7 protein-coding genes are annotated in these 6,940 nt (G+C 64.8%); 5 read left to right on the top strand and 2 right to left on the bottom strand.

Translation table 11 applies throughout. The features are described from left to right. The first annotated feature begins 136 nt into the window (after window positions 1-136). Complete coding sequence (locus tag IRZ12_RS14115) at window positions 137-388, top strand: DUF6356 family protein (protein ID WP_296469566.1); 252 nt, start codon at window positions 137-139, stop codon at window positions 386-388. A gap of 58 nt (window positions 389-446) precedes the next feature. Here IRZ12_RS14115 and metG read toward each other — a convergent pair whose 3' ends face one another. Further along, window positions 447-2,510, bottom strand: coding sequence for a methionine--tRNA ligase (gene metG / locus IRZ12_RS14110; RefSeq protein WP_296469564.1), 2,064 nt, complete (start codon window positions 2,508-2,510; stop codon window positions 447-449). A gap of 182 nt (window positions 2,511-2,692) precedes the next feature. Here metG and IRZ12_RS14105 point away from each other — a divergent pair, with 182 nt between their 5' ends. Further along, window positions 2,693-3,025 (top strand): thioredoxin family protein, encoded by a 333-nt coding sequence (locus IRZ12_RS14105; RefSeq protein WP_296469562.1) that lies wholly within the window; start codon window positions 2,693-2,695, stop codon window positions 3,023-3,025. Between the two features lie 69 nt (window positions 3,026-3,094). Here the strand turns inward: IRZ12_RS14105 and IRZ12_RS14100 are convergent, their stop codons facing one another. Further along, complete coding sequence (locus IRZ12_RS14100) at window positions 3,095-4,003, bottom strand: LysR family transcriptional regulator (protein WP_296469560.1); 909 nt, start codon at window positions 4,001-4,003, stop codon at window positions 3,095-3,097. 60 nt (window positions 4,004-4,063) lie between these two features. On the opposite strand from IRZ12_RS14100, the gene IRZ12_RS14095 reads away from it, so the two are divergent. The 3 genes from IRZ12_RS14095 (at window position 4,064) to IRZ12_RS14085 (ending at window position 6,888) form a co-directional block, all read left to right on the top strand. Continuing rightward, window positions 4,064-5,146, top strand: coding sequence for a 4-oxalomesaconate tautomerase (locus IRZ12_RS14095; RefSeq protein ID WP_296469559.1), 1,083 nt, complete (start codon window positions 4,064-4,066; stop codon window positions 5,144-5,146). Between the two features lie 99 nt (window positions 5,147-5,245). Then, the gene (locus IRZ12_RS14090; RefSeq protein WP_296469558.1) at window positions 5,246-6,226 is read left to right on the top strand and encodes a tripartite tricarboxylate transporter substrate binding protein; all 981 of its coding nucleotides are present in this window, start codon (window positions 5,246-5,248) and stop codon (window positions 6,224-6,226) included. A gap of 170 nt (window positions 6,227-6,396) precedes the next feature. Next, on the top strand, window positions 6,397-6,888 hold the full coding sequence (locus tag IRZ12_RS14085; RefSeq protein WP_296469557.1) for a hypothetical protein: 492 nt from the start codon (window positions 6,397-6,399) through the stop codon (window positions 6,886-6,888). Window positions 6,889-6,940 lie beyond the last annotated feature (52 nt).

The following is a 6,940-nucleotide window of genomic DNA, read 5'->3' as shown; positions in this document are numbered from 1 at the left end:
CAAAAAATATTCTTTAAGCTGGCCAAGATAGAGGAAAAATTTCCCCTTTTTTGGCTTGAGGGGCGCAATTTTGCAGAAATTTTGACAGGCTGCCTTGATAGAGTAAATGCAGTCCTCAACTCCGCGATTCCGTCCCATGCGTAATTGGTCATTTACCTCCCATCCGGCATCCGTGGGCGAGACCTATCTCGAGCACCTTGCCTCGGCGTGGAGCTTTGCCTGGCGCATGTTGACTGCGGCCATGGCTTGCTTCCTCCACGGAATCTTTCCCTTCCTGTTCGTCAGCACCGGTTCTTCCGCCATCCGGGAATTGCACGACCGCATGGTGGTGAACCGGGCCAAGCGCAAGCCGGGCGTTGCCCAGCCCGCCGAAGCCGGCCAGCGCTGAGCCCGCCGGCACCGGGCATGCCGCGCGCCTGGACGCCGGCAGGCGCGCGGGGAAGGTTTCAGCGTACGCGCATGCCAGGCTGGGCACCGCTCGTCGGTTCGAGCACGTAGATTCCGGGGTGTGCTTTTTCGTCGGCGTGGCTGGCGGCCAGCACCATGCCTTCGGAGACGCCGAACTTCATCTTGCGCGGGGCAAGGTTGGCAACCATCACCGTCAGTTTGCCGATGAGGTCTTCGGGCTTGTAGGCCGATTTGATGCCCGAAAACACATTCCGGGTGCGCCCCTCGCCTACGTCCAGCGTTAGGCGCAGCAGCTTGTCCGAGCCCTCGACGTGCTGGCAGTCCACGATCTTGGCGATGCGCAGGTCTACCTTGGCAAAGTCGTCGATGGTGATGGTGGGCGCGATGGCCTCGCCGCCCGGCGTGGGCGCAGCCGGGGCCGGCGCGGCGGGCGGCTCGAACAGCGCATCCAGCAGCTTGGGATCGACCCGTTGGGCCAGGTGCTTGTACGGTGCGATGCGCTCGGGCGCGACCGCGACGTCGCTCCATTGGAAATCGCGGCCCAGCCCGAATAGCTCGCGCGCCACCCGGCGGGTGAGGGCAGGCAGCACCGGGGCCAGCATCACCGAAAGCGCCTTGAACCCGGCCAAGGCGCGCGAGCAGGTTTCGTGCAGCGCACGCTTGTTGCCAGCATCGTCGAGTTGCTTGGCCAGCACCCAGGGTTGGGCCGCATCGAAGGCTTGGTTGATGCGATCCGCCGCGGCCATGACTTCGCGAATGGCCTTGCCGTATTCGCGCGCTTCGAAAGCCGTGCGGACCGACTCCGCGGCGGCTGCCAGCTCCGCTTCGAGCTCGCCGGGCAGCTTGCCTTCGAAGCAGAGCTGCCCGTCGAAATGCTTGATGATGAAATTCGAGGCGCGGCTGGCGATGTTGACGTACTTGCCGACGAGATCGCTGTTGACGCGGGCGACGAAATCCTCGGGGTTGAAGTCCAGGTCTTCGACGTGGGCATTGAGCTTGGCCGCAATGTAATAGCGCAGCCATTCCGGGTTCATGCCCAGCTCGAGGTAACGCAGCGGCGAAATGCCGGTGCCGCGGCTCTTGGACATCTTCTCGCCGCTGACCGTGATGAACCCGTGCACGTGCAGGCCGTCGGGCGTCTTGCGCTGCGCAAAGTGCAGCATCGCGGGCCAGAACAGGGCGTGGAAATACACGATGTCCTTGCCGATGAAGTGGTACTGCTCGGTATCGGATTGCGGATCGAGCAGGGCGTCGAAATCCATGCCGGCTTTCTTGCAATACGCCTTGAGCGAAGCCAGGTAGCCCACGGGGGCGTCGAGCCAGACATAGAAGTATTTGCCTGGCGCATCAGGGATCTCGATGCCGAAATACGGTGCGTCGCGGGAGATGTCCCAGTCTGCCAGCTTGCCCGCTTCGCCGAGCCATTCCCGCGTCTTGGCGTAAACCTCCGGCTGCAGGCGCGGTGCGCCGTTTCGGTTGACGCTTGCCGTCCACTCTTGCAGGAAGGCATAGCAGCGCGGATCGGACAGCTTGAAGAAGAAGTGTTCGGAGCTCTTCAGGACGGGCGTGGCGCCGGTGAGCGTGGAGTAAGGGTTGCGCAGGTCGGTGGGCGCGTAGACGGCGCCGCAGACTTCGCAGGAATCGCCGTATTGGTCTTTGGCGCCGCACTTGGGGCATTCGCCCTTGATGTAGCGGTCGGCCAGGAACATGCCTTTGACCGGATCGTAGAACTGTTCGATGGTGCGCGTTTCGATCAGGCCCGCTTCGCGCAGCTTGAGGTAGATTTGGCGCGACAGCTCGGTGTTTTCGTCCGAATCGGTCGAGTGCCAATGGTCGAAGGCAATGTGGAAGCCCTCGAGGTATTTGGGGCGTTCGGCGGCGATGCGCGCGACCAGTTCGCGCGGGGTGATGCCCTCTGCCTCGGCCTTGAGCATGATGGGCGCGCCATGGGCGTCGTCGGCGCACACGAAGTGGACCGTATGGCCTTGCATGCGCATGTTGCGGACCCAGATGTCGGCCTGGATGTATTCCATGATGTGGCCGATGTGGAAGGATCCGTTGGCGTAGGGCAGGGCGGTGGTGACGAAGAGGGTGCGCGACATGGACGGAGGTTGGGGAAATCTGTGTGTCAAAGGGGGATTTTAGCTGGTGGAGGGGCCTGGGGCCTTGCTTCCCCGATCGGCGGCAAAACTTTCCGGGGGAGTGTGCGCGGGAATGAGGATTGCGCACGCCACTCTAAGGATTGCGCACGCCACTCTATATACTGGCCGCATAGGAGGCCCGCATGTCTATGAACACTGTCTACGCGACCTACGAGCCTGCGCGAGCTGAAATCGATGCGCTGGAGGAGCCCACGGTATTGGAGTTCGGGGCGCCGTGGTGCGGGTATTGCCAGGCGGCGCAGCCGCTGCTGGAGGCTGCATTCGAGGGGCATGCGAAGGTCAGGCACGTGAAGGTGGAGGACGGCAAGGGGCGGGCGCTGGGGCGGTCGTTCGGCGTCAAGCTGTGGCCGACGCTGATTTTCCTCGACCGAGGCCGGGAAGTCGCGCGGCTCGTGCGGCCCACCGACGTGGACGCCATACGGGAAGCGCTGGCCTTGATCGACCGGGCGGGCTAGCGGGGCGCGCCTGCCCGCACGCGGCGGGAAAGTCGGTAAGCGCTAACTGCCCTTAATCGCCCAGGGGTGTTAGCTCTTGGCCGCGCGCCCGGCGTTCCTGAGCATGGCGTAGAGGACGTTGGCTGCCGGTGACAGCGCCCGGCCGTGCTTGGAGATGAGGCCGAGGGTGCGGCTCACGCGGGGCTTGCCCAAGGGGATGCCTACCAGCGTGGGGTGTGTCGTGAGCGGCAGGGCCAGCTGGGGCACCGCGGCGATGCCCAGCCCGGCCTCGACCATGCCCAGCAGCGTGAGGACGTGGCTCACCTCGATCGCGTTTTGCGAGTGTTTGCCGCTCTTGGCCAGGGCGGCTTCGATGAGCAGCCGGTTGCCGCTGCCTTTGTCCACGGTCATGAGGCGTTCGCCGGATAGGTCTTCCCACGTGACTGATTTGCGCTGCGCCAGGGGGTGGTCCCGGCGCGCCGCCAGGACGAAGCTTTCCTTGAAGATGGCCTTGAATTCGACCTCGGTTTCCTGGGTGCCGATGAAATTCACGCCGAAGTCTGCGCGGCCGGAAATGACGGCGTTCAGTACGGTATTGGCGCCTTCGTCGATGACGCGGACCCGGATGCGGGGGTGCTTGGCGGTGAACTCGCGCAGCACCGAGGGCAGGAAGTAGTACGCGACCGAGGGCACGCAGGCGACCGTGACCAGGCCGCTCAGCTGGGCCGAGAGGTCGCTGACGCCGAGCATGGCCCCTTCGAGCTCGTCCAGCGCCGCGCGGGAGCGCTCGAGGAAGACGCGCCCGACATTGGTGAGGGAGACGTGGCGGGTGGTGCGGTCGAGCAGGCGCACCCCCAGGATCGCCTCCAGTTTTTCGATGCGGCGGCTGAGGGCGGGCTGGGACAAATGCAAGTCTTCCGCCGCCGCGCGAAAGCTCGAGCGCTCTGCAACGGCGACGAAAGCCTGCAATTCTTGCAGGTCGAAATTGATGCGTGCCATGCATTAAATTATATAAAAGTTGCAATTTACTTTCGGTTTTGCACGCCTCATCATGTCAGCATGCAAAAAGCCATACCTTGTGTGCTCATGCGGGGCGGGACGTCCCGTGGGCCTTACTTCCGCGCCGAGTGGTTGCCGCAGGACGTATCCAAGCGCGACCGCGTGTTGTTGTCTGCAATGGGGTCGCCCCACGAATTGCAGGTCGACGGCCTTGGCGGCGGCAATAGCCTGACGAGCAAGGTGGCGATCGTGTCGCGCTCGACGCGGCCGGGGTGCGACGTGGATTACCTGTTCGCCCAGGTCGCCGTCGACACGGAGCTGGTCGATACCCGCCCCAATTGCGGCAACATGCTGTCGGGCGTGGGGCCGTTCGCCATCGACCAAGGCCTCGTGCAGGCAGCAGACGGTGAAACCCGGGTGCGTATCTACAACGTGAATACGCGCTCGACCATAGACGCCATCGTGCAGACGCCCGGCGGGCGCACGGAGTACGAGGGCGACGTGCGCATCGACGGCGTGTCCGGCACCGGTGCGCCAATCCGGTTGAGTTTCCTCGATGCCTGGGGTTCGGTAACGGGCAATGTGTTCCCGACGGGCCACCTGCAAGACGTCATCGACGGCGTGTCGGTCACGTGCATCGACGCCGCCATGCCGATGATGATCGTGCGCGCCGCGTCGCTCGGCGTCTCCGGCCGCGAAACACCGGCGCAGCTGGACGCCAATGCCGAGCTGCTCGAGCGATTGGAGTCGCTGCGGCGCGAGGCGGGATTGCGGATGGGGCTGGGCGACGTGGCCGACAGCGTCATTCCCAAGCCCGTGCTGGTCAGCGAGGGCGAGGACGGCAATACGGTAACGTCGCGGTATTTCACGCCGCACAAGTGCCACCGCTCCCACGCGGTAACCGGCGCGATCGGCGTGGCCACGGCGTTCGTCACGCCGGGCACGGTGGCGTTCGACCTGGGGGCGACGTCGCGCTCGCCAGGCATGCATCGCATAGGCGTGGCGCATCCGGCCGGCCGCATCGACGTCGACGTGGAATTGCGCGAGGGGACATCCTCGCTCGAAGTCCGCGGCGCAAGCCTGATCCGCACCGCCAGGAAAATTATGGAAGGGCAGTTGTACGTGCCCGCCCATTTGTTTTGATGTCGTTTTAGTAACGCGGTCGTCCGTGCATTCGCCCCTGGCGGGTGTCGGGCGGCGCCCAGCTTCGGCAAGTCCGAAGACCGATACGGAGACTCTCTCATGCAAGCCTCGATCCGAGTTCCGGCGCTGGCCGCCGGCTTGACTGCATTCGCGCTCGCCGCCGGTGCAGCCAACGTTCAGGCCGCTTGGCCCGAACAGCCCATCACCATCGTCGTGCCTACCGCCCCGGGCGGCGGCAACGACGCCTTCGCGCGCGTCATCGCGCAGAAGATGGGCGAGCACCTCAAGCAAACCATCATCGTCGTCAACAAGGCAGGCGCCCAGGGCGCGATCGCCAGCGAGTTCGTCGCCCGCGCGCCGGGCGACGGCTACACGCTGCTCTTCGGCTACATCGCCACCCATGGCATCAACCCGGCGCTGCAGAAGCTGCGCTATGACCCGGTGAAGGATTTCAAGCCCATCGGCATGCTGGCGAGCTCGCCCACGCTGCTGGTCGTGTCCTCGACCGCCGGCGTCAATTCGGTCCAGGAGCTGATCGCCAAGGCCAAGAAAGATCCGCAAAGCCTCAGCTACGCTTCGGCCGGCGTCGGGACCGCTCCCCACGTCACGGCGGAGCTGTTCAAGATGGTGACCGGCATCAACATGCTGCACGTGCCGTACAAGGGTTCGGCCCCGGCCATGACCGATACGTTGGCCGGTACCACCCAGGTCATGTTCCCCAGCTTGTTCAGCGCGTATCCGCACCTGTCCACTGGCCGCATCAAGGCCTTGGCGCTCGCGGGCGATCGTCGCTCTGAAGTGCTGAAGGACGTGCCCACCCTGGAAGAGCTGGGTATCAAGGGCGTGAGCGTGCCGCAATGGTACGCGCTGTTCGCGCCGGCCAGCACGGACCAGGCCATCGTGAACCGCCTGAACGAGGTGCTGAATGCTTCGCTGCGTGATCCGGAAGTGATCGCCAAGTTCAAGGAGCAGGGTGCCGATCCGCAGAGCAGTACGCCGGAGCAACTGGGCGAGTTCGTCAAGTCCGAAGTCGCCCGCTGGAGGAAGGTTGTCGAGACGGCGAAGATCACCGCCGACTGATCCAGCAATCATGACGGGGCGGCCGAGGCCGTCCCCGGACGCTTTGTCGCTCCCCGCCCTGGGGAGCGTGCATGGAGGGGTGCCCGGCGACAGCCGGGTTTTTTTCAAGCAGCGTCTGGAACGTTGCCGCGCGGTTCACCGGCCCAGGCGCAGCGCAACGGAGGCGAGAGATGAAGAAATGGACGGTGGCGGCCGCTTTGGCCGCTTCGGCATGGGTGGGGTCGTTGTCGGCAGAGCCCATCGTGTTGAGCGACATGGGGTCGTTTCACATCGGCGGCGAGAAGTTCGTGATCTCCGGCGAGCCCGTGCGCGAGGTGAGGTTCACGCCCACCGGCGTGCCGGCCAAGATCGACCCGAACGGCACGTATGTGGTGGGACAAATGTACGTGCAGTACTTCATCCCGGAAAACCGCAAGGGCGCGGTTCCGCTTCTGCTCTGGCACGGCGGCGGGCTGACTGGTGTCACGTACGAAACCACGCCGGACGGCCGCCCGGGTTGGCTCAACGATTTCTTGCGGCGCGGCTGGGCCGTGTACAACTCCGATGCGGTCGAACGCGGCCGCTCTGGGTGGCCGGCGACTTCGAAGCCCGCATGGCCCGGCGAGCCCGTGCTCGTGACCCGGTGCGCGACAAGCCCCGCGGTTCAGGGCGGGGAAGGATAGCGCGGACGGCGCAGCCGTCCTTGTCTTTGGGTTTCAGTGTGGGGTTTGCTGC

The sequence above is a fragment of the Pigmentiphaga sp. genome, from assembly GCF_019689535.1.
In the GTDB taxonomy this organism is placed as follows: domain Bacteria; phylum Pseudomonadota; class Gammaproteobacteria; order Burkholderiales; family Burkholderiaceae_B; genus Pigmentiphaga.
The sequence above is the reverse complement of the archived record's forward strand: the minus strand, read 5'-3'. Positions and strand labels throughout refer to the sequence as shown.